Raw genomic sequence first — 26964 nt, forward strand, 5'->3', positions numbered from 1 at the left:
ACAGGCACAGCAGGCCGCCCAATGTTAATTTAACTAACCTGATTAACTTCATCATCGTTCCTTACCGGCACTGCGCATTCAGCATCTGAATGCCAGCACTTTCCGTTGTCTGTTTTGTCAGTGAGTAACTCACCTGACACTGTTGGTCTGAACCGCTGCCCCACTTCACATTCAGGCTGCCGCTGTCTGCCATCCCGGTCAGATAAACCTGGCCACCGTCCCCGACGATAAAGCCCTGTGCTGTTTGCTGTGCCGGATCGCTCACCGTGGCACCGAACGGTACCGGTGCGCCCCCCTGGCGTAACAGCGTCATCAGTATTCGCTGGCCCACGTTGGCCTGGAAGTTGGCTCGAACTACAGCACCACGGGTTGGCACCACGTTCTGAGAGGTCAACTCCACCTCAACGTCATCCGCCATAGTTTCGGTATTCAACTGCACCTGATTTTTGCGATAAGGGCTGACGTACGGCACGATGGCATAGCCACGCCAGTCGGTTTTAACCCCGGTCTGGTTGTTAACTCCCGTGCCACCGGCTCCTGGTGCTTTCACCAGCGCAATGGTTTCCCCCAACGGCTGGCCGAAGGTCACCCCGTCCTGGTGCGCTATAACGCCGCCCTGCAGGCCGTAGTTCAGTCGTTGACTGTTGCGATCGTAGGCATAACCCGCTAACACTTCCCCATAGGTACCGCGATAGTCGGCATTCAGGTTGCCGCCGTTGCCGATGCCCTTGTTGCCATAGCTTTGCTGTACGCCCCAACTCAGGTTGTTGTCCGCTAACGCCGTGCCGTTCAGGCCGACGGAGTTGTTGGTGGACCCCTTCTGGCTGGTGTTCAGGTTGTAGCTGGCATAAGTCCTGCTCAACCAACGATCCAGCGGTATGCTGACGTTAAGCGCAAAGATCTGATCGCGGTCATAAACGGCGCCACTGCTGTTGCCACTGGCCGTCGAGTTTTCGTTATAGCTGTAGCTCACCCCGTAGCTGATACCGTTCCAGCTGTTGTTATAGCCGGCACCAATCGAGCGTAAGGTACGATCGCTGTTCCAGTAATCTTCGCTGACCCAGTTTAATGACAGGGTTCCCGCCGCATCTCCCAGGTTCTGGCTGATGGTCAACTCGCTGCGGTTGCGCTTGCGGTCGGTGAGCCGGTAACTACTACCGTCACGGTAGGTGTCCAATACTTCCTGCAAACTGTAGTAGCCCGCGGTTGAGTAACGGTATCCGGCAATCGAGAAGTTGGTACCCGTCTGTACGAGGTTCTTGCTGTAACGAACTCGCCATGATTGGCCATCGGTTTTAGGTTGGTCTTGCATCGTAGACCATGCCTGGGTCACGTCTGCCGATATGGCACCGATGTCACCCATGTTCTTGCCCAACCCCAAGGCCACAGACTGGTACTTACTGGCAAACTGGCCACCGCCGTAGGCGGTAAATCCATTGGACAGACCATAAATCGCTGTACCCTGGCTAAACAGGGTCTTGTCTATGCTGTTGTCATAAGAACGGTACTGCCCGCTGGTGACCGAGTACTTCAAACGACCTTGACGCTGCAGCACGGGCAGCGAGGCAAACGGCACCACCATCTGCTGTTGGCTACCGTCGGCTTCCTTAATGGTCACCAGCAGGTCACCGCTGCCCCCGGTAGGGAACATATCGTTGATTTCAAACGCACCTGGAGCCACGTAGGTCTGGTAAATCACGTAGCCGTTCTGGCGGATAATCACCTGCGCATTGGTTCGTGCAATACCCCGTACCATTGGCGCATAACCCTTCAGGCTGTCCGGTATCATTTCGTCGTCCGAGGCCAACTGCCCACCACGGAACGGTACGCTGTCGAACACGTCCGAAGGCGAACTGCTATCCCCCAGCGTCATCTGACTTTTCAGCGCGATAATGTCACGCTGGGCATAGGTATAGATGGTGTCCCATTTATCCTGGCCGTCACTGCTTCGGCTCCAGGTCGTGTAATTACGCAACCGCCACGCCCCGAGGTTGACACCTGGCCGCAGGTTGACGTACTGGCTGTTGCTGTCTTGGCTATTACCATTACGTGCATAAGTGTTGGCACCGCTCATGCTGTAGTTGAGCAGCAATGCCGGGATACCTTGATCCCACTGGCTTTCAGGAACGTAACCACGTGCTTTCTGTGAGAGGGCTGCCTGAGGAATACTGATCAGCAATTGCTGTTCGCTGAAACGGAACTTGGCGCTGGCTTGGGGAATGGCACTGATGTTGGCGCATTGTGACTTGGCATCACCGAGCCCTGGGAATAAATCGGTTTTCACCCCCAAGGCATTGAGTTGCTCTACGCTCAGACAAGGTTGCAGATGCTCTTTGCCATCAGCCCCTTTTTGCATACTGAACGTCACATCCCGTGTGTCCTGCTGTTCGTTATTGAGATAGATATCGACCCGATAGGTGCCTGGTGCCTGACCTATGCCTTCTTCAAAAACGGTTAAATCTGTCGCCCCCTGGTTTGGGTTATCCATTTGCAGCAGTGCAGGGTTAAAATAGTCACGCGCCTGTACGCTAAAGGATAGGGTACCCATCAATGCCAGCTGGGCAGCGATCAAATACGCCAGCCTACTGACGCGCGGCGAGTGCCCGGCCTGGCTTTTATAATTATTCATCCGTTTGACTCCATTGCCTACAGGGTGAAACTACCCCCTGTGTCCTGTGCCCCACAGCCTGTGGGGATCCCTGCTCTCTGAACGCTATAACGACGCGAGTTGCTCTTTGCTTACCGCCCCGTAGTCATTGATAATCTTCCAGCTGAGCGGGCCGCCGCTCACTCCGGTTGGCAGTGCAAAGCTTGCCGTACTCATCGGAGCCACATAGGTCACATCGTTCAATTTCTTGCCTGCAACCTTCACTTCATAGAAATTCATATAAAACGGCGTCGGGTTGGTCACCTGCAGGTTATTACCACTGCGTTGCCAGGTCAGTTTCTCTGTGACTTGCTCCGGCGTGCCTTTGATGCCCTGCGGACGGTAAATCAGCTTGATGCGCGTCTTCACTGCAATTTGCAGCGTATTGCGGACTTCAGATTTGCTGGCTGCGGGGATGGACTTGATGTTCATCCAATACAACGATTCTTTATCGGAGGGCAGATTGCCCCCGGCACGTACCACGCGCAGGACGTTTTTCTGGTCGCCATCCAGGCGGAACAGCGGCGGGGTTACCACAAAGGGGGCTTTCTCAGCGCCACCTGCGGTGGTCTCTACCCAGGTCTGGATGAGGTACGGCCCCTTGTCCGGGTTACTGACGCTCAGTGAAGACTCCTTTTTACCGCCTTCATAAATCAGACGCGTACCGCCCACAATCACACCGGCCTGAGCAGCACAGCTCATCATCAGCAAGCTCGTCAGCACTGTGGCAGGAATAAATTTCATACAAACACCCCGTGAAATGAGACATAAAGGCCAGCTCAACTACCGCTGGCCTGAAATCAGAACAACTAATCTCTACGTCGAATTGGTAAAGTCTTAGTTGTAGTTAAGGGTGAAGCTAGCGGTGGAGTTCGCAACACCAGAAGTGATGGTGGAGGAGGTAGAGATATAACGTGCAACGAAGTTCAGATCGTTATTACCCACAACCAGTGGATATGATTTAGATGCGGTAAACAATGGAACTACAGCGTTAGCGTCATCGCTCAGCTGAATACCAACACCTGTTGCGCCACCAGCAGTCAGTGCCAGAACGGTGTTGTCACCAGATACAGCGATACCGTCAAATTTGACTGAAGCTTGAGTTGCCGCAGCCGGGCAACCTGTCAATTTGATGGTGAAATTGGTTGCAGAAGATTTAACACCCGCAGTCGGAACGCCACCCACGTTGAAAGAAGTGGTCGCGACTTCACCCAGATTCACTTGCAGTGGGCTGGCTGGGTTGTTAGTCACAACACAAGCGTCATCGGTGATTTTACCTACGAAATCCACTTGACCATCAGCAGCGGCAGCAGCGGTAACGGCAAACACAGAGGAGGCCAATACGGCAACAGCAATCAGATTCTTTTTCATACAACACTTTCCTTTAATGTAATGCACCCATGTGCATAGCAAAATTATTTGACATAGCCTTATGTCGTTCCCTGTTTATTTAGCTCCAAGCGAGAACCTCTCCCGTTAAATAACCCATCAAGCCGTTAAGCCTTATCTAACCGACGAGTCATTTTGAACTAAAGTGTACCGTCCAATTATTTATGCTGAAATTTCCTAGCCACCAGCATTAAACTTCAAGCGGTGAACAATTAACGAACAAACATGAAACGTTAAGACTATCTACAGTGCCGAGGGGGATTTTTTAGACCTATCAGTAGTGGGCTTGAACAGCCACTAATGGGGGAGAGCGCAATGATGAATAGTTGTTCAGAAATCAACTTAACTTATTGATGTTGAACATTATTTAAAAATTAGGAATGTTGCCACAACAAATTTGTTGACTCGCAAAAAGATAATCCTTAGAGTGCGTGACAGTTTAGTTCAAAGTGTACCGGGTGAATTAAATTATTACATTTTGTTTACCAGACTTCTTTAAATCTCCGCGCATTGCTGGCCGTATAAAGTACGGTGTGCTGAATATTCCTATGCCCAAGAAAATCCTGAATCAACCGAGTATCTATCCCGCGGTCTGCCAGCGCGAAACCACAACCATGTCGCAGCATGTGAGGATGAGCGTTAACCTCCAGACCAGCCAACTCGCTATAATTACGCATTAACCAGTAGATACGCTGGCGGGAGAGATGGTTTCCCTTCTCGGAAAGGAATAACCAGTCGCTGTCGGCACCTCGATAAGTGCGTCTGACCTTTAACCAGGCGCGTAACGCTTTATGTTCTTTGGCATATAAAGGATGAATAGTGGAAAAGCCGTTTTTCAAGCGATGAATATAAATGCTTTTGCCCTCCAAATCGATATCGGAAAGGCGCCAGCGGTTGATCTCACTGACGCGACATCCGTGGATAAAACACATCCAAATCAAACAGTAATCGCGTTCAGCGTGCTTACCCTGCTGAGTAGCTCCTAGCAGACGCGCAACTTCGGAAGGAGTCAGATGCTTGCGATTATTCATAGTGCCTCACTGTGACTTTACTAAAAAATGTGCAGGGCTATTCATCCTTTTACATACCTACAAGATTCATAGGATCGCTGATGCAAGGGTTGCTACAGCTTCAACCTATCCCAGATCAGTATAGCGGAGAGGAAAAAAGACAACAGCCATTGAATTGCTAAGGATATCCGACAAAAAAAAAGAAACGCCATAGAAAAACCAATACCCTATAATTTAAAGGATTATTCTTTCTTAAGTGAGAGATAAATCCGAAAAAACAATTCAATCACAATGCAATAAAATACCTTATCAATAATGAGTGCAGTAGCTAATATTGTATTTATATATTATACCTTCATGAAATCCTTATCCATGACCGCATAATAAATTAGGGGTGGTTATATATCCAATGTTAAACTCAACCAAGATTGGATGAGTTTAACCATTATAGATGAATTAAATAAACTGTATTTCAAGCAGATTTTAATTATATTCTAATCGAGCGAAAACGCCCCGCGTTACTGGCCGTATAAATTACCGTATTCTGAATATTTTTATGGCCCAAATAGTCTTGGATTAAACGAGTATCAATGCCGCCATCAGCCAGTGCATAGCCACAGGCGTGGCGTAACATATGTGGATGAACAGGGACATTCAGTCCAGCAAGTTCACCGTACTCGCGGAACAGGCGATGCATCTGCTGGCGAGAAAGTCGCCCCCCCTGGCGTGACAGAAACAGAAAATCACAGTCTGCTTCAAGATATTGCGGGCGCAGTGCCAGCCAACTGACCAGTGCGGAGTGCTCACGCGGCTGGATCGGATGTTGGACAGAAAAGCCATTTTTCAGGCGGTTGACATACAATTTTTTGCTGAGTAAATCCAGATCCTGCAGGCGCAGATTACAGAGTTCGGAGACGCGCAATCCATGAATGAAGCAAACCAGCAGCATACATTTATCACGGACGGTATTCTTATGATCAGGAATTGCATCAAGTAAACGCTGTACTTCATCCATGCTCAAAAACTTACGATTGGTGTTAGCCGACATGCGGTATTTCCCTATACACATTTCTTTAAGACATTTGATTTAACGACATAAGAAAATTCTGGTCAAGCGACAACCTGATGCTCAGCATAACTTTGTGGAATAAATCGAATTTCAGCGGATTTAGTGCCATTTATTCATTTCACCCCGTGGTAATAACGTGTGGAATAGTCTGTTTTTTGAACAGTCAATTTTAACAATGGTGCTTTATTTAACCGCGCAGATCGTAAGCTAGACTCACCATTTGATAGAAAGAGGGGGAGATCGTGGATGCTCTGAGGTGAGGCAATAGGGGGTTATCGAAAGTACTTGGGGTATGCAGAGATACCCCAATAGAAGAGTAAATCAGACTTACCTTAGACGGTCAAACCCCCGTCAAGGATCAGGCTTTGGCCCGTCATATAACGGCTGTCATCACCGATGAGAAACGCGGTGGTACGCGCCACTTCGCTGGCTTTGCCCAGGCGGCGCAGAGGAATTTGCTTGCGCAGCGCCTTCAGCGCCTCCGGCGGAATGGCCTGCGTCATCTCGCTTTCGATAATCCCGGGCAACAGGCAGTTCACACGGATACCAAAACGGGCCACTTCCAGCGCCAGAGATTTCCCCATGCCGATCATCGCCGCCTTACTGGCCCCATAGGCCGTTTGTCCGGTATTGCCCTTGATGCCCGTCACCGAAGACATCAGCACCATCGCCCCCTCCCCCTGCGCCATCATGGCGGGCAGCAGGTGGTGGTTCCAGTAGAAGATGGCGTTCAGGTTGGTGTCGATCACCTGCCGCCAGCGCTCACCGGTTTGCTGGATATGCAAATCATCCAGCGTGATCCCGGCGTTATGGATCACCGCAAAAGGTGCACCGAGGCGTGCCAGCAACGGCGGAGCCACAACGTTCACCGCCTGCTCGTCACTGCCGTCACAGACGCAGCTTTCCACCCAACCCGGCAAACCCGAGCAGGCTTCAATCACCGCCGTGCTGGCCGACTGAGCGTGACGGCAGGTGAACACCACGTTCCATTGCTTGGCCAGTTCTTCCACCAATGCTCGGCCAATCCCCCGGCTACCGCCAGTCACTAATACCCATTGCTTAGTCATAGGGTTATTTTTGCGCGTCGGCCAGGCTTTGACAGAGTTCACCCAGCGTCATATTCGGCTGATTGATGAACATTTCGGCGTTGAGCGTGACTCCGAACTCGCGTTTGGCCAATACCATCAGCTCCACATAGTCCAGGCTGTCCAGCTTCAACTGCTGCAGGGGCATCTCTGGCGCCAGATCGGCCATCTCGAGATCTTTGGCATCACAAATCATTTCCGTAACGGTGTCGTAAACCTGTTGGTAGTTTTCCATGGTTATATCCCTGTGGTTAATTGTCGGCCAATGGCCATGTTTTTAAGGTCACCGAGGTGACGAGCAGAGGCTGCCGCTGCGTTCTGGCCTCGATCACCGCGCGTAACACAAATCCGCTGTTTCGGTCCCCGATAACCAGCATCGGCTGAATGCGGTAGTAGAGCCGATCTTCGGGTTCAAATAGCGTTTCTGGGTTGAATAATCGGGCGCTGAAGTGGGTCTCATGGTGTGTCTGTACCACCGGGATCTGAGCAAACACCTCAATCAACGTAGCAACCTGCAGTTCCGGCAGCGCCGTCGTCAGCGCCGCCAAGGTTTCCGGGGATTTCACCAGCAGTTGGAACAGCAGGGCGTCAAAGAAACTCCACGCCTGAGTGGCCTCCGATGCCTGCCCCGGGAACCGCTGGCTGAGAGCCATCACCTCGTTAACGGTCAGCGCATGCTCATACTCAGAAGCTACCAGCTCTAACGACTGAGCCGGAGCCAGTTTGCTGTTGAAACAGCTTTCCTGCGTGACACTGTCCAGCATCTTGCCGGTGATCTGCTTGCCATTGCCCACAATCTGCAAGTGATACGGCGTCTGGCACAGCACCGGCCGGCGCATGCGGGTGCTGAAAACATAAAAGTCATGCTCCAGCGGAGTCGCGAGTAACACCGCACTCAGATGACGTTTCATGTCCAGCATCGCACGCATCCCATGGACGCTTAGCTGGTCGGCCCCCATTTTGCGCACGTGCTGCAGATCAAAGTGGATCGGGTTGTAGTCACCGGAAAAGGCGGCCCACTCCTCGGCATCGCGCAAGGTGTAGTTGAGGATCATGCTCATGCCCGCCCGATAACCAAGGCCGCGTTAGCGCCGCCGAAACCAAAGCTCAGATTCAAGATGTTCTGTAGCCGTGCCGGGCGATGCCCTTCGCTGATGTAGTCCAGATCGCACTCCGGATCGGCATTTTTCAGGTGACAGGTGGCGGGCATCAGTTGGTGCTGCAACGCTTGCAGACAGATGATGGATTCAAAGCTGCCTGCCGCCGCAATCAGATGCCCGGAGTAAGACTTGGTGCTGGAAAGCGGCGTGCTGTAGGCCGCCTCGCCGAAGGCCAGCTTGATCGCCTGGGTTTCATTCAGATCGTTGAGGGGCGTAGAGGTGCCGTGCGCATTGATATAGTCAATCTCCTCCGCCGTCACCCCAGCCTGCCGCAAGGCGTGCTGGATGGTTTTCACCCGGGCAATCTTGTCTTCCGCCGGGGCGGTAAAGTCGAAGGCATCGGAGTAATTGCCGTAGCCCTTGATTTCCCCCAGGATGGTTGCCCCACGCGCCATCGCGGCTTCGCGCTCTTCCAGGCACAACACGGCAGCGCCTTCGGAAAGGACAAAGCCGTTGCGATCGAGGCTGAACGGGCAGCAGGCCTTGCTGGCATCATCCTGCTCACTCGCCAAGGCGCGCAGGATATCGATGTTCCACACGGCAGCATCGGTACACAACGACTCACCTGCCCCGGCCAGCATCATCGAGGCACGGCCACTGCGGATCACCTCAAACGCATCGCCAATGGCGATCGTTCCAGTCGCACAGGCCGCAATCGGGCTATTCTGATAGCCGCGCAGGCCCCAGAACAGGCTACAGGCGGCCGTCGCGGCATTCGGCATGGACAGGAAACAGCCAAAGGGTGAGCCCAACCCCGTGCGCAGATAACCTTCGTAATTAATGTGGGTTTCATCCTGACCCGCCCATCCGCTGCCGATGATGGTGCCGCACTCCAGCAGATCGTAATAGGCCGCCGGGCTCTCCCCATGGAAGGCCATCTCCATTGCTTCGCGGGCCGCCCCCAACGCCAGGCGGGCAAAACGTGGCAGACGGCGACGGATCGCAGCAGGGACGCCCTTCAGGCTGGGTTCATCGTCGATCACCCCGAAGAAGCGTGACTGGATCCCCACGGCAGACCGATCGAAATAGCGGTAGCCCAACTGATAATCCATAATCGCCGCCCAGCTCTGCTCGGCATTCATCCCCAATGGCGTGACCGCACCAAAACCTGTAACCACCACGCGACGTGACAAAGCATCTTTATTCATGATCTCATCCTGTTATATCACTGTCTTTTTCCACACCGCCGCCCAATGCCAACCACAGTTTCATAGTGGCATTGAGGTAGTTGTACTGCAGATCTGACAAATTGGTTTCGATGGTCAGCAGATCGTCCTCAGCATCCAGTAGGCTCTGGAAAGAGACGGCCCCCGCCTGGTACTGGCTTCTGGCCAATACCAGGCGCTGCTGGCTAAGCTGCAGATTCTGTTGCTGATTGATTTTTTGCTGCTGATAGCTAAGGCGTTGCGACATGGCGTTATCCACATCGGCAAGCGCGTTGTAGACCTGGCTACGAAAGACGATCGCCGCCTGTTTGACGTCCAAATCCGACTTCTCAATGGTCAATTGCACCGTGTTCCATTGCACAAACGGCAACGCAGCGTTGGCTCCCAGCGTCCTGACCGGATCGCTGAACCATTGAGAGAAAATGCTGCTGGCAGAACCGAGTGAGGCCGCCAGTGACAGCGATGGGTAGAAGCTCAAACGCTGCACGTCCGACCCTGCCAGAGCTGCGCGCAGGCGCCCTTCCGCCGCCTTCACGTCTGGGCGACGGGCAATGACTTCAACCGGCAGCACTTTGGCAATTGGCACATCCTGATTGATGTCCAGCGAGCTGCGTTCTGCCTGACGATCGGTAGGCGAACGGTTAAACAGGATCGCCAGCGCATTACGGTTCTCTTCCCGCTGCTGTTGCAGCGTGCGATAGGCATTTTCACGATTGAGCAACGACTGTTTCGCCTGTAACAGATCGAGCTGCCCAGCGGCACCGGAAGCATAGCGTGACTGAACCAGAGCCAGCGTCTGCTGACTGATTTCCAGACCCGTTTGCTGCTGTTTTATCTTCTGGTTGAGGTTGGCGATCTGCCAATAATACTGCGCCGTATTACCGATGAGCGTCAGCGCGGTGTTTTGCCGATCCTGCTCCGTGGCTTCAACCTGCCACTGCGACTGCTCCCTGGCTCGGGCCAATTTACCCCACAGATCCAGCTCATAGCTCAGCGACAACGTCGTGCTGTAAGACTCCGTCGGAGTAGTATTATTCCGCAGGTTTTTACTGTTGTTGGCGCTACCCGTAACTGAAACATCAGGCGTTAAATTGGTATCGGTTAACCCGGCCGCCAATCGGGCCTGCTGGAGCTGTATGCCCGCGATAGCCAGATCGTTGTTGCTGGTCAGCGCGCGTCCGATCAGCATCGAGAGCTGTGGATCCTCGAAGTTATCCCACCAGTGGTCAGTGTGTTGCAGATAGCCAGAACCGGTATCCTGCACTCGCCACTCGGCGGGCACCGACAGCATTGGCCGCTGATAATCGCTTTTCGTCAAGGAACCACAACCGCCCAGCAGCAGGGGCAACAAGATGGCTAGAGAGAATTTGTTCATCATCATTCGCGCGCCAGCGCCTCCGTGGGATGAAGACGTGCCGCATTGCGCGCCGGGAAAAAGCCAAAGCCCAGGCCGATCAGTGCAGAGAACCCGCAGGCAAGTACCAACGGTGGCCAGGTAAAGATCATGGTGAACTCTTTGGTTACCCACGAGAAGATCACCCCGGCCAACCCGGAGCCAATAATGCCTATCAGCCCGCCCAGCGAGCAGATCACCATTGCCTCAATCAGAAACTGGCGCATGATGTCCGCAGGCCGCGCGCCGACCGAAAGACGGATACCGATCTCGTGGGTACGCTCGGTGACCGACACCAGCATGATGTTCATCACGCCAACCCCACCCACCAGCAGTGAAATCCCGGCAATGGCGGTGATCAGCAGATTCATCGAATCCGATGCCTTGCGGATGGCCTGCGTCATCTGATCGTTGGTCTGGGTGTAAAAGTCACGCTGGCCATGAGCCTGTTCTAATAATTTTTCCACGCGCCCCTGTACTTCATGCGGTGAAAGCCCGTCACGTACACGCAAGGTCATGGACTCGATCGGCATATCGCCGGACATGCGCTCCAGCAGCGCGGTATAGGGCATCCAGGCACCCAACATCATGCCGCTGAATTTGCCGCCTTTACGCTCTGCAATGCCGATCACCCGGTAAGGCGTACCGCCAAGCTGGATGATTTCCCCTTCTGGTGTTTCATCCGTTTCAAACAGCGTATCGCGTAATTCCGGGTCAATAATCACCACCGGTTCCCGCTCGTCCAGATCGCGCTGGGTAAAACCGTTACCAGAGATAAAATGCAGGCCCTGCACGCGGAAATAGGCATTGCTGATGCCGGAAATCGCCACCATCACCTCTTTGCCACCGCGCACCGCAGCCACGGTTTTGCTGACGACTGGCGACACGCTGTCGACATACTGCTGGCGAGCCAACAGTTCTACATCAGAGACCTTCAGTGCACGGGCAAAGTCAGGCCGTACTTTCCCTCTCCCCTCACCAGGGCGGATTTCCAACGTGCTGTTGCCCAGTTGACCGATCTCCCTAAGAATATTTTGCCGTGCGCCCTCACCCACCGCCATTGACGACACCACGGAAGAGACACCGATAATGATGCCCAACATCGACAGGAAGGCTCTGGCACGGTGCCCCATCAGCGCACGCCAGGCCATCTTGATCGCCTCTTGTACGCTCTGCCAAAACGGCATGCGTCCTGTGGCAGCGACCACCGGCAATACGGGCCGGGTTTTCTGTGGCGCGACCGCTTCATTGCGCCTATCGGCAATAATTTCACCGTCGCTGATTTCAATAATACGCTGCGCCTGGTTGGCGACATCCCGATCGTGGGTGACGATAATGATGGTGTGCCCCGAGCGATGCAGGGAGTGCAGGATTTCCATCAACTCCTGGCCACTGGCACGATCGAGCGCACCGGTCGGTTCATCGGCCAGAATAATTTCCGCCCCGTTCATCAACGCGCGGGCAATACTGACGCGCTGCTGTTGCCCGCCGGAGAGCTGCGCGGGTTTGTAGTTCATCCGCTGTTGCAACCCAAGCCGGGTCAGCAGGTACTCGGCCCGCGTCTGGCGTTCCGCCGCAGGCATCGCGGTATACAGGGCAGGAATGGCGACGTTTTCGCTGGCGCTCAGATAAGGCATCAGATGATAACGCTGGAAGATAAACCCAATGTACTGGCTGCGTAACTCGGCCAACTGCTCACTGCTGGCGAGTTGGGTGGAGATACCTTTGATCTGCATCTCACCTTCGGTGGGTTTATCCAGGCAGCCGATGATGTTCATCAACGTGGATTTCCCCGAGCCGGACGCACCAACGATCGCCACCATCTCGCCCGGTTGGATGGAGAGGGAGACATTTTTCAGTACCGCTACGGTCTGCAACCCAGAGACAAAATGCCGGGAGATACCGCTCAGTGAGATCAACGCCGAAGATGGCTTAACCATTGCTAGCGCTCCCCGCCAATACCACGCGGTCGCCCTCTTTCAGCCCTTCTTTGACTTCGGCAAACTGGCGGTCGTTCAGGCCGATGCGCACCCAGCGTGACTCAAGCTGTTTACCGTTCATCACCTGTACCTGATAACGATCTTTACCCTGCTGTTCACCAAAGGCGGCTACCGGGACACGCAGGGCGTTCTTCGCCTGCTCGGTAATGATAAATACCTGGGCGGTCATCGAAGTACGCAACAGGCGCTTACTGTTGGCGATAGCAAATACGCCGCTGTAATACACCGCCGAAGCCTGCTGATTGGAGGAACTTGATGCGTTGTCTTCCTGCAAAGCCTCATTGGGGGCTTCCTGGATAGAGCCCATCACGCTTTCGTAGCGCTGTTTTGGATCGGCCACCACGTAAAACCACAGCGGTTGCCCCACGCGCACCTTCAGGATATCGGTCTCCGAAATACGGGTGTGTACCGTCATGGTATCCACATCCGCCAGCACCAGAATGGTCGGGACGGTTTGTGACGACACGATGGTCTGCCCTTCCTTGGTCACAATACCCAGCACTTCACCGTCGATCGGCGCAACGATGCGGGTAAAGCCCAGATTGGCCTTGGCCGTTTCCAGTTCCATCTGCGCCTGGACGATCTGCGCGTCGTTAACCTTCAACTGGGCAAGCTGGGTTTGGAACTGCGCCTGTGCCTTTTCCAATTCGCTTTTCACCCCTGAACCATCACGATCCAGCTTTTGCTGACGCTTCAGCTCCTGTTGATACTGTTTGAGCGTTGCCTGGGTGACTTGCTTTTGCGCTTCGGCGCTTTGCAGGGCCGCTTGCGATTTACGCAGTGCGTTCTGTTGCAAGGTCGGATCGATTTCCGCCAGCAACTGCCCGCGGGTGACACGATCGCCCTGCTTCACATACAGCTTTTGCAATTGCCCGTTAACCTGGGCACCAACGCTAACCTGCAGTGCCGGTTTAAGAATGCCGGTGGCCAGCACGGTTTTTTCGATATCGCCACGGGTGATCTCTTCGGTGTCATAGGCATTTTCCTGTGTGGGTACAGTGACGTACCAGACGATCGCACCCACCGCCACCAAACACAGCAAGGCCATCGACACCAGCCAGCGTTTGGTTATGCCAAGCCGTTTCAGCTTCATCAGCACACCGCCGTAGTCAGTGTCGGTAGTGTTTCGACGCTGGCCACATGGCCATTGCTCACGCGGAACACCCGATCAAACATCGGTAATACGCTTTCGCTGTGCGTTACGGTGATCAACGTTTTATGCCGCTCGCGACAATGTGCCAGCAAGGTGGTCATCACCTGATGCGCCGTTTCCTCATCCAGGTTGGCCGTGGGTTCATCCAACACCAGTACCGGACGATCGCTGTACATGGCACGTGCCAGCAACAGGCGTTGACGTTGCCCCTGAGACAGCCCTGCATGGCTTTCACGGATCAGGGCATTCAGGCCGCCCGGCAATTTCTCGATCACCGGGGCAAGATTCAGCCCCTCCAGCGAACGCTCAATCTGCCGATGCTTTTGCTCATTAAAGTTCTCATCAAACAGCGTGATGTTTTCCAACACCGTGGCATTGAACAAGATGTCCTCCTGGCTTTGCAGGAAGAACAGCGCGTGCACCTGCTGATAATCGAGCGGCTGACCATCCACCATTACGTCCCCTTGCTGTGGTGGCATCAGGCCGGTCATCACCTTCAGCAAGGTGCTTTTACCCGCGCCAGATTCACCGACAATGGCAATGCTTTGCCCCGGCCTGAGCGACAGCGAAAGATCGTGCAGCACCGGTTGCTGGGCGTCATAGGCAAAGGCGATATGGTTATAACGCAGTTGCGAGGTGAACGACGGGATGGGCGCAGGGACCGCATCATTGCCTGGCGCCGGTGCAGAACGTGACGGAAACAGATCCCGGGCGCGGGTATCAATCACATTCAGCTGATTCTTTTGCAGAATGGAATAGAAAATTTTGGTGATGTAAGAGGTGAAGATTTCACGCACAAAGCTATAGGCAAAGAACTCACCCAGCGTGATAGTTTCGTTTTTCAACAACGGCAGCGCCAGGAACATAAACAGCACCATCTCCAGGCTGCCGATCAGCTGATACAGGCTGCTTTTGACCTGCTCGTACATTCTCTGCTGCTGGCGGCAGGTAAACAGCGCCAGGGCATATTTGGCAAACAGGCCCTTGCGTTGGCTATCGAGCCCGGCGGACTTGATGGTGGCGAACCCTTGAATGCTCTCAAGGATAAAGTCGCTCTGATCGGCCGTTTTGACCTGCATTTGCTGGGTAAAATAGCGGTCACGATAGATGGCCCAGACGCTAACCAGCCCCATCAGGGTGACACTGATGCCAGACACCATGGCCAGCAGCGGGCTCATGTAGCACATCACCGCTAGCGCGATGGCACCGATGATCCAGTCGGTACGCAGGCCGTTATCCAGCTCGATTTTAATGCCCGAGGCCATCTGCCAACTGGCAAAACGGCTAAAGACGTCACCTGGTGCACGTTTATCAAAGAAATTCAGTGAATTACTGAGCAAGCGCGAGAAACCGGCCACGCTGTTGACCACCACAAAACGTTTAATAAATCGCTCGGTGATCCAGCGCACGCCGAAGGCCAGCGTGGTCGAAACGACAAACGCCAGCAGGAAGTAAAAATAGGGGAAATCTGTTTTTCCCGCAGAAGAAAAGACCTGGTTGATGGCGCTACTGACCATCGTCGGCATGATAAACAGGGTTAACGAGATCAGAAACGCCAGTATCATCAATCGGTAAATGCCGGGGATACGTGCCGTTTCTTTCAGACTCATGGTGTCGAACATGCGAAAGCGTTTACTGCGCTGCACGTTGGCCAGCGCCTGCGGATCGGGCTGGGTTTCATTGTCCAGCACCAGCGCATAGCCGCTGATATCCAGTTTCAGCGCATCAATCGGCAACAGTTGCTGACCAATGCCCGGATTCATCACGCAGACATGGTTGCCTTTACGGTAGGCCAGCACCACGTAATGGCTGGCACCATAATGCAAAATGGCGGGCAGCGGCAGTTCTGCCAGTTCGTCATGCTCAAAAGCCACGGGATAAGCGGGCATCGCCATTTCGCCCATGATATCGCACAGCCTGGCCAGCGAGGTGCCATGCTGCGAGGCCGGATAGCGTTCACGCAGGCTTTCCAGCGAGACATCAATCCCCTGGGTTTCCGCCATCATGGCGATGCAGGCCAGCCCACATTCGTTAGTTTCGCCTTGAAAGACCAGCGTCGGGATTATCTTTTCCATGATCTGACTTCTTCAATTTCCGGTTTATTCATTGATAAAAAATAACGAATGTGCGTGCCATAACAGCCAGTCCTCAGGGTGCCGGACGATCGAACTCTCAACAATTTCCGGTAGCCTGGCTTTCACACTGCGCGCCGGCATCGGCGGTTCAATGTGGATTTTTATCTCTTTGTCGTAATACAGGTAATAAAACACCACCTGCGCCGACAGCGCTCGGGCAATGCGGATCACGCCGCTGTGCAAATTGGCCGGGCGATCAAACAGACGGCAACTGAGCTTTGCCGTTTGCGCCGTATTGGTATTGACGGTGTAATCCGGCGAGATATCCGGGAAAATCATGATATTGCGTTGATGATCGGCCGCTTCCATAATCGCGCCCATCAGATTGCCAGCAATTTCTCGGTTATCATCATGGATCGAGCAATAGGACAGGTTAACGCCCCCTAATTCCCGCGCCTTGGCGTGATACACCTCCACGCTCACGGAGACAATCGCCGTTGCCTGTCCCGGAAATACCCCGGCACCGACCATACCGGCCAGCACGTCAGAGAGCATATGCAGCGGTGCCAGCACCACTGGGTGCCCTGCCTGATGCAAAGGCTCGACGACCGCATTAAGCTCTGCCTGGCAGCGAGCCAGTTGGGCTGCGACCTGAGGGCTCTGACCATAGGTTGCGGCCAGCTCCAGTAAACGGCGGCGCTGACTGGTGCGGGCAAAATTCCCTTGGTAGTCGGCCCCGAGCAGGGATTGCTTATTCGCCTCGGCCACAAAGGCACGCCGACGATCGCCCCGGTCATTTAATCGCAGCCAGCGGCTCAGTGCCGCCAGCCCAAGGAACCAACGGTAGTTGCCGTGGCGCAGCAGCCAACAAACCGTCTTGCCGTATGCTCTGCGCAAGGGCAACGAACCGCGTGCCAGGGTTGTGAGCGCCTCTCTCCACGCCAGATACACCCACACGGCAAATAAACGCATTATTGCTCCAGCGGTTTGTCATGCTGTAACAGTGACAGCAGATGATCGGCAAACTCAGGGAAATCGCGATCCTGCACGGCCATCCACTTTTTGTTGACGATAAACGTTGGGGTCGCCCTGATTTTGTAATGCCCGGATACTTTGGTCATATAGTCCAGTAGCTCTGCCACCTGCGGTGTCTGGCTGGCCTTGTTATAGGCATCAAGATCGATACCGTTTTTCGTTAACCATTTATCGCGATTGACTGGATTACTCAGATCGATTTTGTCTTTGATAATGGCGTTATAAGCGCTCTCACGGTGCTGTGGTTCAATGCCCATCACCGTCAGGGTGGCAAACAACGGGGCAAAGCTCGCCAGGCCATCATTGTTCAGGTTGGCGATATGCACACGGACCAGTTGAGTCCCGGCTGGCATCCGCGCTTCCATCTTGGCAACATTCTCTTCGTTCAAGGCGCAATAGTGGCAACCGTAAGAGAAGATCTCGACAATCGTATTATCCGTGTTTATCGGGCTGGTTTTAACGTCGCTCTCGCTGACCATAGTCAGAGTCTGTTGTTCAGGACCGGCATTCTGATTCAGCACAAAATAGTGGAAATAAGCCGTAGTGATCAGCGAAGATATAATAATAACCAAAAGGGTATAGGCGAAAAGATAAAAGGGCTTCTTGAACATGAGCGCTACGTCCTAAATTACATATACCCAAAATCTTTCAAGGTTGCGTGTGAATAATCACAAACCTTAATGTATAAGGGTAAATCGATTAGCACTTAATAACGGAGGGATATTGATCGTTTTAGTCAGGTAGGCTGGCAATAATCCTTGCAGCAGTCACATCCCAGTCCATTAAAAATGCACGAGAATCAAACAGGCTGATGCGATAAACCCTACCGCACCAGCACTGGCATCAGTTCCTGTCAGACAGGAAACCAATGTTTACATTATGGCTGCGCAGGGCAGCTGCTCAGCGCAACTGGCTTGCTGTCAACGCTAACAACCTTGCCATCTTTGTCTACACAAGTGGTAACAGCATTACAAGTGGTTGGAGTCAGGTTTACATACTCAACGCTACAGGTTTTGCAAGTGCCGCCAACGATTGTGCTAGCTTCAGAAACGTTTAATTTTTTCACAACATCATCCTTATATAAAAGTGAAATAAAGCAGCCCTAGTTATGTCTATCATCAATGATAGAACAAATCTACGCTCAATATAAAGGCACGATAGCTCATGCCTTTATTAAAGCGCAGAATATATGATATTTATTAACTTCTCTGTTACGGCGAGGGCAAAGATACCGTGATCTCTAAAACAGATCAATGGTATTTTTATTGATAAATATTATATAAGAATTATATTACGGAATTATTGATGAAGGATTACTCTTATAAAAACAAGGGTACTTACCCATAAAATCAGAGCCAACCCCAGGAGTTATCGTATTGGTTAAAAAAAGCCAAATACAGGATTATTCTTATTCGATAAGAATAATCACACCCCATGAGTGTGAAATTTTAGAGAAAAAATGGACGTCCCCCAACTCAGTCAACGGCCCTAGCCGATGGGGTATAATCAAAAAGGCATCATCTCCTCCCGGTTGTGAAGCACTACGCATTGTTTTTCAACGCCGCGTAACACCGACATATTGCGGTGGAACAGCCACGCATAATCCACATTCCGCCCTCTCCACCCGCTGTTGGTCATTTTAACGTTGCCTCCTGATGACACGGAGGAAACAACAGATGGAAACACAACGCGGTTTTACCCTGATCGAATTAATGGTGGTGATTGCCATCGTCGCCATCCTCAGCGCCATTGGCATTCCTGCCTATCAGCGCTATATCCAGAAGGCCGCCATGACCGATATGTTGCAGGCCATGGTGCCGTACAAAATGGCGGTTGAATTGTGCGCATTGGAAGGCGGTGGCCCGTCAGGCTGCGATGCGGGCAGCAAAGGGATCCCTGCTGGGGCGACAACACGTTACGTCAGCAGTATCAAGGTCACCGGGGGAACCATCAACCTGATCGGCACACAGAGCCTGCAAGGCCTGACGGTGACGCTGGCTCCCACAATGGACTCCACCGGCCCCATGCGCTGGACACGCCAATGCAGCAGTAGTAACACCAGCGTGCAGGAAACCTGCCAGGAAGTTTTCCGTTTTGATGATGCAGCGCAGTAAAGGAGGGGCGGCATGGAAATCAGTGATGAAATCCACGCGCTGTGCCAGCGCTATCAGGCACTGGCACTCAGCGAAGACGAGCAGAGGCTGACTATCGCCCTGCATGGTGAAATCCCTGCGGCACTGGTGAGCGCTCTGCGTTTCGCCACCGGCAAAAGCGTGGGGATTGAGCAATGGCCCGTTGCCCGGTTGGAACAGGCACAGAACCAGCGGCAATCCCTCGTCCTGGTTCCATCACCGGAAAATACCGAGGAACGGCCCCCTTCGCTTAACGACGACAGCGACACACCGGTGGTGCAATTTATTAACCAAACGCTGCGTAGCGCCATTCAACGGCGTGCCTCTGACGTGCATTTTGAACCTTATCAGCAACGATTCCGCGTCAGACTCAGGATTGACGGAGTGCTGCAGGCAATTGCCTCTCCCCCCTTTTCGCTGGCGGCCAGGATCACTGCCAGGTTGAAGATCATGGGGCAACTGGATATCGCCGAGCGCCGCCTGCCACAGGACGGCCAACTCAGCGTGCAGCTGGATAATGCCAGTTTCTCAATGCGGATATCCACCTTACCCACGCTGCATGGGGAAAAGGTGGTACTGAGGATCCAGCAAACCGATCGCCAGGAATTGCCGCTCGAGCAGCTTGGTATGAGCCTGGAAGCACTTGGGTGGTATGCCAATGCCCTCTGCAATCCGCAAGGCATGATCCTGGTGACCGGCCCGACCGGCAGCGGTAAAACCGTGACGCTGTACAGCGGGTTACGTCAGTTGAACGATGCACAGAGCAACCTGTGCAGCGTTGAAGATCCTATCGAGATCCCGGTGTTCGGTATTAACCAGACGCAGATCAACAGCAAAACCGATCTGGACTTCGCTCGCGTGTTACGGGCTCTGCTGCGCCAGGATCCAGATGTCATCATGATCGGCGAGATCCGCGATAAAGAAACGGCAGAAATTGCCGTCAAGGCGGCACAAACCGGGCATTTGGTGCTATCGACCCTGCATACCAATTCCACCTGCGAAACGCTGACCCGCCTGACCCAAATGGGCATTCCCGGTTACCTGCTGGCGGCCTGCCTGAAACTGGTGATCGCCCAACGCCTGGTGCGGCGTTTGTGCCCTCATTGCCGCTATCCACAAGTTGAGATCCTGCACTTCCCGGCCACCATTTGGCCGGAACCCCTGATCCCGTGGCGTGCGGCCGGCTGTGAGCACTGTTTTGGCGGTTATTACGGCCGGATCGGCGTTTACGAACTGCTGAAGATCACGCCCGAAATCCAACATGCCCTGATGCAAAATGCCTCGGTGATCAAGTTGGCCGATATCGCACAGCAGCAGGGTCAAACAACACTGCTGCAAGCGGGCCTGGAGTTGGTCGCCCAGGGGATAACCTCGCTGGAGGAACTGTACCGCGTGGTCGGGGTGACAGCACAGGGTGAGAGCACGCCATGAAAACTCGCCGTCTGTTTGCTTGGCAAGCCATCGACAGCCAAGGTGGAATTCGCCATGGCGAGATGCTGGCAGAGGGGAAAAATCAGGTCTATCAGCATTTGCTGGAGCAAGGATTGCAGCCTTACCAACTGGGGGCGGGGAAACGGGTCTCTACACGTCAATGGCGTGGCGAGCCGATGATCCAATTCACCCGCCAGTTGGCTACCTTGTTGCAAGCCGGGTTACCGCTGGTCAATAGCCTACAGTTGCTGGCTCAGGAACATCAGTCGGCAGCCTGGCGCTGTCTGTTGCTGGAAATCAGCAACAGCGTGGCGATGGGGCAGCCCTTTTCCGAAGTGATTGCAGAACAACATCGCGTATTCCCCCTAATCTACCGCCAACTGATCGCCATCGGCGAATTGACGGGTAATCTGGATCGGTGTTGCCTACAGTTGGCACAGCAACAAGAAGCCCAGCAAAGGCTACAGAAAAAAGTGCTGAAGGCGCTGCGCTACCCGCTGTTTATCTGCCTGGTGGCCATTTCAGTCACCATTCTGATGTTAGTGATGGTGCTGCCAGAGTTTGCCAAGATTTATCAATCATTCGATGCCCCGTTGCCCTGGTTTACCCAAGGGCTGCTGACACTGTCCGGCGCATTGATCGCTACCGGGCCTTATCTGTTGCTCGCGGTGGCTGGGCTGGCAGGATTTTATTGGCGCAGGTTGCATCCGTTAGCAGATTGGCAACAACGTGAGCAAGCGATGCTGCTACGTATCCCGTTGATTGCCTCATTGGTCAAGGGCAATTGCCTGAGCCAGGTGTTCCGTATTCTGGCCATGACACAGCAGGCCGGATTGACGCTGGTGGCAGGGCTAAGCGCCGCGAAGCTATCGGTGAATATTGTGTTTTATTGCCAGGCGCTGACGGCGATCGAACAGCAGCTCTCTCAAGGGTATCCCTTCCACAGCGCACTAGCTCAACAGCCGCTGTTTCCTTCTTTGTGCCAGCAATTAGTGCGGGTGGGGGAAGAGTCCGGCACGTTGGATATTCTGTTGGACAAGCTGGCAGTCTGGCACGAACAACAAACCTATGAACTCGCCGATACGCTGGCGCAAACGCTGGAGCCGTTGCTGATGATAGTGGTTGGCGGGATTGTGGGGACGTTGGTGATCGCGATGTATTTGCCGATATTCCAATTGGGGAATGTATTGGGGTAATGCTCTCTATTTTCGCGCTGTGTGATACGGGCACATGTTGTGCCCGTACAAGGTCAGGCAATTACTTGCTGCCGAAAACGCGGTTTTCCTGCTCCGCCACGCGGATAAAGGTGGTGCGTTTGGTCAGCTCTTTCAGACGTTCTGCGCCCACATAAGTACAGGCAGAACGCAGACCACCGAGGATATCGCGCACGGTAAACTCGACTTCACCACGCAGCGGCAGCTTGACGGTTTTACCTTCCGCAGCACGGTAGCCGGCTACACCCCCCACATGGCGTTTCATGGCAGACTCTGAGCTCATACCGTAGAACAGCATGAACTTCTCACCGTTCTCTTCCACCACGGTGCCTTCACATTCGTCGTGCCCGGCCAACATCCCGCCCAGCATGACAAAGTCTGCGCCGCCGCCGAAGGCTTTCGCCACATCACCCGGAACAGAACAACCGCCATCGCTGACAATCTGCCCACCCAGGCCGTGTGCGGCATCGGCACATTCGATCACCGCAGAAAGCTGCGGATAGCCCACGCCGGTTTTCACACGGGTGGTACAGACCGAACCAGGACCAATCCCGACCTTGACGATGTCGGCACCGGACAGCACCAGCTCTTCCACCATTTCACCGGTAACCACGTTCCCCGCGCAGATCACATGGCTAGGACAAGCTTCACGGGCTTTTTTCAGGAAGGCAACAAAGTGTTCGGAGTAGCCGTTGGCCACGTCGATGCAGATAAATTTCAGCGCCGGGGAAAGTGCCAGGATCTGCTTCATCTTGACGAAGTCGGCTTCAGAAGTGCCGGTAGACACCATCACATGACGCAACACGGAGTCGGACGAGCGCTGAACAAACTCGGCCCATTGCTCAACGGTGTAGTGTTTATGAACGGCGGTAAGAACGTCGAAGGTTGCCAGGGCCTCGGCCATGCGGAAGGTGCCAACCGTATCCATATTGGCGGCAATAATCGGCACACCGGACCAGTTGTAACCTGAATGTTTGAAGGTAAACTGGCGCTCCAGTTCAACTTCCGAGCGGCTTTTCAGCGTGGAACGCTTTGGGCGGATCAACACATCTTTAAAGCCTAACTTCAAATCTTCTTCAATACGCATGACTTATGATTTCCTGGTTTTTGGCGACGGATCGCAAGGGGATTTCGAACCACTACCCTATGAATTTCAAGTTTTACCTTGAAAGGCGGCGGGTATTGTTATTGCCAGTTCCAGTGGTGTTATCATACGCACTAATAATCGCTCGGCAAGACTGCGATTTCGCCTTTATTTACGGTACAATCCCACAAATTTACCTGTGACATCCCAATGTGATTGCCGCCTCATTTTCTCGATGCTGCCGTTCAAATTATCCCTCTCAAAACGCCAACCGCAGGGCAAGTCAAACGCACCCGCTTGCACTTCTGCGCGATCGCTTTATGATTCGTTTATAATTTTTAGAGAATATCAGGATCCCCTTTGACCATGGCCTACCTAGTGGCATTAACCGGCGGTATCGGCAGCGGCAAGTCCACCGTTGCCAACGCCTTTGCACGTTTTGGCGTGGCCATTGTGGATGCGGATATCATTGCTCGCCAGGTTGTTGAGCCTGGAACCCCGGCATTGGATGCCATTGCGGCACATTTTGGTAATGAAATGTTGCTGGCGGACGGATCCCTCAACCGTGCGGCTTTGCGTCAGAGGATCTTCAGCGATCCCGACGAAAAACGCTGGCTAAACCAGTTGCTGCACCCGCAGATCCAGCGGGAAACGCAGCGCCAACTAGCCAACGCCCAGAGTTGTTACGTACTATGGGTAGTCCCCTTGCTGGTAGAAAACGGCCTGCAGGATCGTGCCGACCGCGTTTTAGTGGTGGATGTCGACAGCGAAACACAATTAGCCAGAACCATGGCCCGCGATGGCATCAGCCGTCAGCAGGCGCTGAATATTCTGTCTGCACAGGCCACGCGCGAACAACGTCTGGCCGTGGCGGATGACGTAATTGACAATAGCGGTAGCGCACAAGGAATTGAATCCCATGTCGCCGCATTGCATCAACACTATCTTGAGCTGGCAACCTCAGCGACCCGACAGGATCACACCGAATGAGTGACGCTTCCCCGACCGTTCTCTTTGAACACCCGTTAAATGAAAAAATGCGCACCTGGCTGCGGATCGAGTTTTTATTACAGCAACTGCATGGCCAAAGAGCGCTGAGCGAAACCGCTATCGCCCTGACCTTTTTCCGTACCGTTGCGGACCTGCTAGACGTATTGGAACGTGGCGAAGTACGTACCGAACTGCTCAAAGAGCTGGAACGCCAGCAGCAGAAACTAATGCAGTGGGCAGAATTGCCCGGTGTCGATATCTCGGTGGTCAATCAGCTACGCAGCCAGTTGAAAGGCTGTGCCTCTGCGCTGATGTCTGCCCCGCGTATGGGCCAGGCGCTGCGTGAAGACCGGTTGATTAGCCTGGTTCGCCAACGTCTGAGCATCCCTGGCGGTTGTTGCAGCTTTGATTTACCTACGCTGCATATGTGGATGCACGTAGCGCAGCATGAACGTGATGCCGACGTGGCAGACTGGTTGCAAACCCTCGAGCCCTTGAATCAGGCGCTGACCATCGTGTTGGATCTGGTGCGCCAGGCCGGGCCGTTTCGCAATCAGATCAGCCTCAACGGCTTCTTCCAGGATAACGCCGAAGGGGCAGATCTGTTACGCTTGCGTATTAACCTGGCTTACCAGCTTTACCCGCAGATTTCCGGCCACAAGACGCGCTATGCCATCCGTTTCCTGCCGCTAGACAGCGAAAACGGCCTGGTGCCAGAGCGCTTGACCTTTGAGCTGGCCTGTTGCTAGCATATGAAATTAACCTTTTATACCCTAAGAATTTCAAGTTGCAGCTAGGCACCAAGCTCACTCATCCCCAGGAGCTTACTTTTGTAAGTGACTGGGGTGAGTGAGTGCAGGTAACAACGCTGCAGCTTGAAAGGCGACGGGTATGAGGGAGAAAGGAATGAATATGACCGTAGTAAAATGCCCAACCTGTGGCAAAGGCGTGGTTTGGGGTGAAGTCAGCCCGTATCGCCCGTTCTGCTGCAAACGCTGCCAGTTGATCGATCTCGGTGAATGGGCCGATGAAGAGAAACGCATTCCCAGCAATAATGAGCTGAATGAAAGCGAAGAGTGGAGTGAAGAGGATAAGGATCTTTAAAGTGGTGTTATTAGGCCTGGTAGCCCAGGCCTAAAATGCACTACGCGGCACTGGCCTGCGCCACCAACAGTTTGATGATACTGACGTTGGCTTCGGGGAATTCTTCCTCACGCAGGTCGGCCTGTTTCACCCAGCGCATCGGCTGGCCTTCACGACCATAGGGCTCGCCCTTCCAATCCTCTACCAGGTAGAAATTCAGCGTCACGATCCGATCGGTGAAGCGGTGCTCCAGCACCTCCAGTAGCCGTGCCTGAGTGGCGTGGATCCCGGTTTCTTCCAGCAATTCGCGGCCCAATGCCTGCTCTGGCGTTTCGCCCTGCTCAATCTTGCCGCCAGGGAATTCCCAAAATCCGGCCATGTGCGAATCCGCAGCTCGGCGTGTGATGAAGATTTCCTGCTGCGGGTTACGGATGATCCCTACGGCTATGTTCAGGTGCTTCATCGCATCCTCCAGATGTTACCACTTAAAAAAAGGGCTCAGCATGCTGAGCCCTTACCATTAGCCGTTCACTGCACTCGGCTTATTTTTGCAGGCGGCCGTGGCACTGCTTGTATTTCTTACCGGAACCGCATGGGCAAGGATCGTTACGCCCTACTTTGCGTTCGGCGACTGCCGGAGCGTTCGGATCGGTGACCGCCAGGGCATTTTCTTCCTGGTGGCTCAGCTGTTGCTGGCGTGCCAGACGCTCGGCTTCTTCACGACGCTGCAGCTCCAGGGCTTCAACCTCTTCCGGCATGCGTACCTGAACCTTGCTCAACACGCTGATCACTTCATATTTCAGCGATTCCAGCATGGTAGCAAACATGTTGAAGGACTCACGCTTGTATTCCTGCTTCGGATCTTTTTGCGCATAGCCACGCAGGTGGATACCCTGACGCAGGTAATCCATCGCCGCCAGGTGCTCTTTCCACAGGGAATCCAGCGTCTGCAGCATCACGCCTTTCTCGAAGTTGCGCATCATTTCCGCACCAACAACCTCTTCTTTGCGCAGGTAATCTTCCTTCGCCTTCGCCATGATACGCTCACGCAGCGTTTCTTCGTGCAGCTCAGGTTCTTTATCCAGCCATTCGGCGATTGGCATATCCAGATCGAAGTCGTTTTTCAGGCGTTCTTCCAGCCCTTGAACGTCCCACATCTCTTCCAGCGACTGCGGCGGAATGTAGCTGTCGATGGTGGTTTTGAATACGTCTTCACGGATGCTGTTGATGGTTTCGCTCACGTCGGACACGTCGAGCAATTCGTTACGCTGGCTATAGATCGCACGACGCTGGTCGTTGGCCACGTCATCATATTCCAGCAGTTGCTTACGAATATCGAAGTTACGGCTTTCAACCTTGCGTTGCGCATTGGCAATGGCTTTGGTGACCCACGGGTGCTCGATGGCTTCGCCATCCTTCATACCCAGTTTACGCATCATGCCAGAAACACGATCCGAGGCGAAAATACGCATCAGCGCATCTTCCATTGACAGGTAGAAGCGGGAAGAACCGGCATCACCCTGACGGCCTGAACGGCCACGCAGCTGGTTATCGATACGGCGTGATTCGTGACGTTCGGTACCGATAATGTGCAAGCCACCGGCGGCCAGAACGGCGTCGTGACGAATTTTCCAGGCCGCTTTAATTTCGGCAATCTGCTCTTCAGTCGGCTCTTCCAGATGGGAGAGTTCGCTCTGCCAGCTGCCGCCCAACACGATATCGGTACCACGACCGGCCATGTTGGTGGCGATGGTTACTGCGGCAGTCTGACCCGCATTGGCCACAATATCCGCTTCCATGGCGTGGAATTTGGCGTTCAGAACCTTGTGTTCGATCCCTGCCTTGGTC

Annotated in this window: 25 protein-coding genes; 6 read left to right on the plus strand and 19 right to left on the minus strand. The window is 53.7% G+C overall.

The features are described 5' to 3' along the window. Window positions 1-61 precede the first annotated feature (61 nt). From JHD74_RS21820 to JHD74_RS21895, 16 genes are all read right to left on the minus strand, one after another. Window positions 62-2629 (minus strand): fimbria/pilus outer membrane usher protein, encoded by a 2568-nt coding sequence (locus JHD74_RS21820; RefSeq protein ID WP_199063496.1) that lies wholly within the window; start codon window positions 2627-2629, stop codon window positions 62-64. A gap of 84 nt (window positions 2630-2713) precedes the next feature. Next, window positions 2714-3391, minus strand: coding sequence for a molecular chaperone (locus JHD74_RS21825; protein ID WP_074031854.1), 678 nt, complete (start codon window positions 3389-3391; stop codon window positions 2714-2716). A gap of 93 nt (window positions 3392-3484) precedes the next feature. Further along, the gene (locus JHD74_RS21830) at window positions 3485-4018 is read right to left on the minus strand and encodes a fimbrial protein (RefSeq protein WP_074031855.1); all 534 of its coding nucleotides are present in this window, start codon (window positions 4016-4018) and stop codon (window positions 3485-3487) included. A 500-nt stretch (window positions 4019-4518) separates the two neighbouring features. Continuing rightward, window positions 4519-5067 carry a tyrosine-type DNA invertase gene (locus JHD74_RS21835; RefSeq protein WP_199063497.1) on the minus strand — a complete coding sequence of 183 codons (549 nt, stop codon included), beginning with the start codon at window positions 5065-5067 and terminating at the stop codon, window positions 4519-4521. 466 nt (window positions 5068-5533) lie between these two features. After that, window positions 5534-6094 carry a tyrosine-type DNA invertase gene (locus tag JHD74_RS21840; protein WP_074031856.1) on the minus strand — a complete coding sequence of 187 codons (561 nt, stop codon included), beginning with the start codon at window positions 6092-6094 and terminating at the stop codon, window positions 5534-5536. Between the two features lie 353 nt (window positions 6095-6447). Further along, window positions 6448-7182 (minus strand): SDR family NAD(P)-dependent oxidoreductase, encoded by a 735-nt coding sequence (locus tag JHD74_RS21845; RefSeq protein WP_199063498.1) that lies wholly within the window; start codon window positions 7180-7182, stop codon window positions 6448-6450. A gap of 4 nt (window positions 7183-7186) precedes the next feature. Then, a complete protein-coding gene (locus JHD74_RS21850) occupies window positions 7187-7435 on the minus strand; it encodes an acyl carrier protein (protein WP_024527147.1) in 249 nt (82 codons plus the stop codon). Window positions 7436-7451: 16 nt separating this feature from the next. Beyond that, window positions 7452-8261 (minus strand): hypothetical protein, encoded by an 810-nt coding sequence (locus tag JHD74_RS21855; RefSeq protein ID WP_308871285.1) that lies wholly within the window; start codon window positions 8259-8261, stop codon window positions 7452-7454. Further along, entirely contained in the window at window positions 8258-9508 is a 1251-nt protein-coding gene (locus JHD74_RS21860; protein ID WP_074028513.1) for a beta-ketoacyl synthase, read from the minus strand. The genes JHD74_RS21855 and JHD74_RS21860 overlap by 4 nt, the downstream gene beginning before the upstream one ends. A gap of 4 nt (window positions 9509-9512) precedes the next feature. Next, the gene (locus tag JHD74_RS21865) at window positions 9513-10907 is read right to left on the minus strand and encodes an efflux transporter outer membrane subunit (RefSeq protein WP_370592691.1); all 1395 of its coding nucleotides are present in this window, start codon (window positions 10905-10907) and stop codon (window positions 9513-9515) included. Beyond that, window positions 10904-12859 carry an ABC transporter permease gene (locus JHD74_RS21870; protein ID WP_074028511.1) on the minus strand — a complete coding sequence of 652 codons (1956 nt, stop codon included), beginning with the start codon at window positions 12857-12859 and terminating at the stop codon, window positions 10904-10906. Before JHD74_RS21870 ends, JHD74_RS21865 begins: the two co-directional genes overlap by 4 nt. Beyond that, complete coding sequence (locus JHD74_RS21875) at window positions 12852-14012, minus strand: efflux RND transporter periplasmic adaptor subunit (RefSeq protein WP_199063499.1); 1161 nt, start codon at window positions 14010-14012, stop codon at window positions 12852-12854. The genes JHD74_RS21870 and JHD74_RS21875 overlap by 8 nt, the downstream gene beginning before the upstream one ends. Next, window positions 14012-16147: a peptidase domain-containing ABC transporter gene (locus JHD74_RS21880; RefSeq protein WP_199063500.1), complete on the minus strand. Its 2136-nt coding sequence runs from the start codon at window positions 16145-16147 to the stop codon at window positions 14012-14014. Before JHD74_RS21880 ends, JHD74_RS21875 begins: the two co-directional genes overlap by 1 nt. A gap of 24 nt (window positions 16148-16171) precedes the next feature. Next, window positions 16172-17119 carry an ABC transporter gene (locus JHD74_RS21885; protein WP_199063501.1) on the minus strand — a complete coding sequence of 316 codons (948 nt, stop codon included), beginning with the start codon at window positions 17117-17119 and terminating at the stop codon, window positions 16172-16174. After that, the gene (locus JHD74_RS21890; protein WP_024527155.1) at window positions 17119-17793 is read right to left on the minus strand and encodes a DsbA family protein; all 675 of its coding nucleotides are present in this window, start codon (window positions 17791-17793) and stop codon (window positions 17119-17121) included. The genes JHD74_RS21885 and JHD74_RS21890 overlap by 1 nt, the downstream gene beginning before the upstream one ends. A 266-nt stretch (window positions 17794-18059) precedes the next feature. Then, window positions 18060-18248 carry a DUF4762 family protein gene (locus JHD74_RS21895; RefSeq protein WP_071784393.1) on the minus strand — a complete coding sequence of 63 codons (189 nt, stop codon included), beginning with the start codon at window positions 18246-18248 and terminating at the stop codon, window positions 18060-18062. A 610-nt stretch (window positions 18249-18858) separates the two neighbouring features. Here JHD74_RS21895 and ppdD point away from each other — a divergent pair. From ppdD to hofC, 3 genes are read left to right on the plus strand one after another with little or no spacing between them, the layout of a single operon-like run. Continuing rightward, window positions 18859-19296: a prepilin peptidase-dependent pilin gene (ppdD, locus tag JHD74_RS21900; RefSeq protein ID WP_199063502.1), complete on the plus strand. Its 438-nt coding sequence runs from the start codon at window positions 18859-18861 to the stop codon at window positions 19294-19296. A 12-nt stretch (window positions 19297-19308) separates the two neighbouring features. Next, window positions 19309-20745, plus strand: coding sequence for a type II secretion system protein GspE (gspE, locus tag JHD74_RS21905; protein WP_199063503.1), 1437 nt, complete (start codon window positions 19309-19311; stop codon window positions 20743-20745). Beyond that, window positions 20742-21941, plus strand: coding sequence for a protein transport protein HofC (gene hofC, locus JHD74_RS21910; protein WP_199063504.1), 1200 nt, complete (start codon window positions 20742-20744; stop codon window positions 21939-21941). Before gspE ends, hofC begins: the two co-directional genes overlap by 4 nt. A 61-nt stretch (window positions 21942-22002) precedes the next feature. Here the strand turns inward: hofC and JHD74_RS21915 are convergent, their stop codons facing one another. Then, a complete protein-coding gene (locus tag JHD74_RS21915; protein ID WP_021179338.1) occupies window positions 22003-23046 on the minus strand; it encodes a GMP reductase in 1044 nt (347 codons plus the stop codon). Window positions 23047-23409: 363 nt separating this feature from the next. Here JHD74_RS21915 and coaE point away from each other — a divergent pair, with 363 nt between their 5' ends. The 3 genes from coaE to yacG all read left to right on the plus strand — a co-directional run bounded on the left by coaE (window position 23410) and on the right by yacG (window position 25137). After that, the gene (gene coaE / locus JHD74_RS21920) at window positions 23410-24033 is read left to right on the plus strand and encodes a dephospho-CoA kinase (RefSeq protein ID WP_024527160.1); all 624 of its coding nucleotides are present in this window, start codon (window positions 23410-23412) and stop codon (window positions 24031-24033) included. Further along, window positions 24030-24782 (plus strand): cell division protein ZapD, encoded by a 753-nt coding sequence (gene zapD / locus JHD74_RS21925; RefSeq protein ID WP_024527161.1) that lies wholly within the window; start codon window positions 24030-24032, stop codon window positions 24780-24782. The genes coaE and zapD overlap by 4 nt, the downstream gene beginning before the upstream one ends. A 157-nt stretch (window positions 24783-24939) precedes the next feature. Continuing rightward, the gene (gene yacG / locus JHD74_RS21930; RefSeq protein ID WP_233169628.1) at window positions 24940-25137 is read left to right on the plus strand and encodes a DNA gyrase inhibitor YacG; all 198 of its coding nucleotides are present in this window, start codon (window positions 24940-24942) and stop codon (window positions 25135-25137) included. A gap of 40 nt (window positions 25138-25177) precedes the next feature. Here the strand turns inward: yacG and mutT are convergent, their stop codons facing one another. Continuing rightward, entirely contained in the window at window positions 25178-25579 is a 402-nt protein-coding gene (gene mutT / locus JHD74_RS21935; protein ID WP_199063505.1) for an 8-oxo-dGTP diphosphatase MutT, read from the minus strand. A 79-nt stretch (window positions 25580-25658) separates the two neighbouring features. Further along, window positions 25659-26964: SEC-C metal-binding domain-containing protein (locus JHD74_RS21940; protein WP_199063506.1), on the minus strand; the 1306-nt coding region annotated here is incomplete at its 5' end.

The sequence above is a fragment of the Serratia sp. ASV30 genome, assembly GCF_016428815.1.
In the GTDB taxonomy this organism is placed as follows: domain Bacteria; phylum Pseudomonadota; class Gammaproteobacteria; order Enterobacterales; family Enterobacteriaceae; genus Chania; species Chania fonticola_C.

Coding starts and splice junctions, on each gene's coding strand:
- hofC (WP_199063504.1), top strand. CDS start 20,742: ATGAAAACTCGCCGTCTGTTTGCTTGGCAAGCCATCGACAGCCAAGGT.
- JHD74_RS21850 (WP_024527147.1), bottom strand. CDS start 7,435: ATGGAAAACTACCAACAGGTTTACGACACCGTTACGGAAATGATTTGT.
- JHD74_RS21845 (WP_199063498.1), bottom strand. CDS start 7,182: ATGACTAAGCAATGGGTATTAGTGACTGGCGGTAGCCGGGGGATTGGC.
- JHD74_RS21885 (WP_199063501.1), bottom strand. CDS start 17,119: ATGCGTTTATTTGCCGTGTGGGTGTATCTGGCGTGGAGAGAGGCGCTC.
- gspE (WP_199063503.1), top strand. CDS start 19,309: ATGGAAATCAGTGATGAAATCCACGCGCTGTGCCAGCGCTATCAGGCA.
- zapD (WP_024527161.1), top strand. CDS start 24,030: ATGAGTGACGCTTCCCCGACCGTTCTCTTTGAACACCCGTTAAATGAA.
- JHD74_RS21875 (WP_199063499.1), bottom strand. CDS start 14,012: ATGAAGCTGAAACGGCTTGGCATAACCAAACGCTGGCTGGTGTCGATG.
- mutT (WP_199063505.1), bottom strand. CDS start 25,579: ATGAAGCACCTGAACATAGCCGTAGGGATCATCCGTAACCCGCAGCAG.
- JHD74_RS21860 (WP_074028513.1), bottom strand. CDS start 9,508: ATGAATAAAGATGCTTTGTCACGTCGCGTGGTGGTTACAGGTTTTGGT.
- JHD74_RS21880 (WP_199063500.1), bottom strand. CDS start 16,147: ATGGAAAAGATAATCCCGACGCTGGTCTTTCAAGGCGAAACTAACGAA.
- JHD74_RS21915 (WP_021179338.1), bottom strand. CDS start 23,046: ATGCGTATTGAAGAAGATTTGAAGTTAGGCTTTAAAGATGTGTTGATC.
- yacG (WP_233169628.1), top strand. CDS start 24,940: ATGAATATGACCGTAGTAAAATGCCCAACCTGTGGCAAAGGCGTGGTT.
- JHD74_RS21835 (WP_199063497.1), bottom strand. CDS start 5,067: ATGAATAATCGCAAGCATCTGACTCCTTCCGAAGTTGCGCGTCTGCTA.
- coaE (WP_024527160.1), top strand. CDS start 23,410: ATGGCCTACCTAGTGGCATTAACCGGCGGTATCGGCAGCGGCAAGTCC.
- JHD74_RS21820 (WP_199063496.1), bottom strand. CDS start 2,629: ATGAATAATTATAAAAGCCAGGCCGGGCACTCGCCGCGCGTCAGTAGG.
- JHD74_RS21855 (WP_308871285.1), bottom strand. CDS start 8,261: ATGAGCATGATCCTCAACTACACCTTGCGCGATGCCGAGGAGTGGGCC.
- JHD74_RS21825 (WP_074031854.1), bottom strand. CDS start 3,391: ATGAAATTTATTCCTGCCACAGTGCTGACGAGCTTGCTGATGATGAGC.
- JHD74_RS21890 (WP_024527155.1), bottom strand. CDS start 17,793: ATGTTCAAGAAGCCCTTTTATCTTTTCGCCTATACCCTTTTGGTTATT.
- JHD74_RS21865 (WP_370592691.1), bottom strand. CDS start 10,907: ATGATGATGAACAAATTCTCTCTAGCCATCTTGTTGCCCCTGCTGCTG.
- JHD74_RS21840 (WP_074031856.1), bottom strand. CDS start 6,094: ATGTCGGCTAACACCAATCGTAAGTTTTTGAGCATGGATGAAGTACAG.
- JHD74_RS21870 (WP_074028511.1), bottom strand. CDS start 12,859: ATGGTTAAGCCATCTTCGGCGTTGATCTCACTGAGCGGTATCTCCCGG.
- ppdD (WP_199063502.1), top strand. CDS start 18,859: ATGGAAACACAACGCGGTTTTACCCTGATCGAATTAATGGTGGTGATT.
- JHD74_RS21830 (WP_074031855.1), bottom strand. CDS start 4,018: ATGAAAAAGAATCTGATTGCTGTTGCCGTATTGGCCTCCTCTGTGTTT.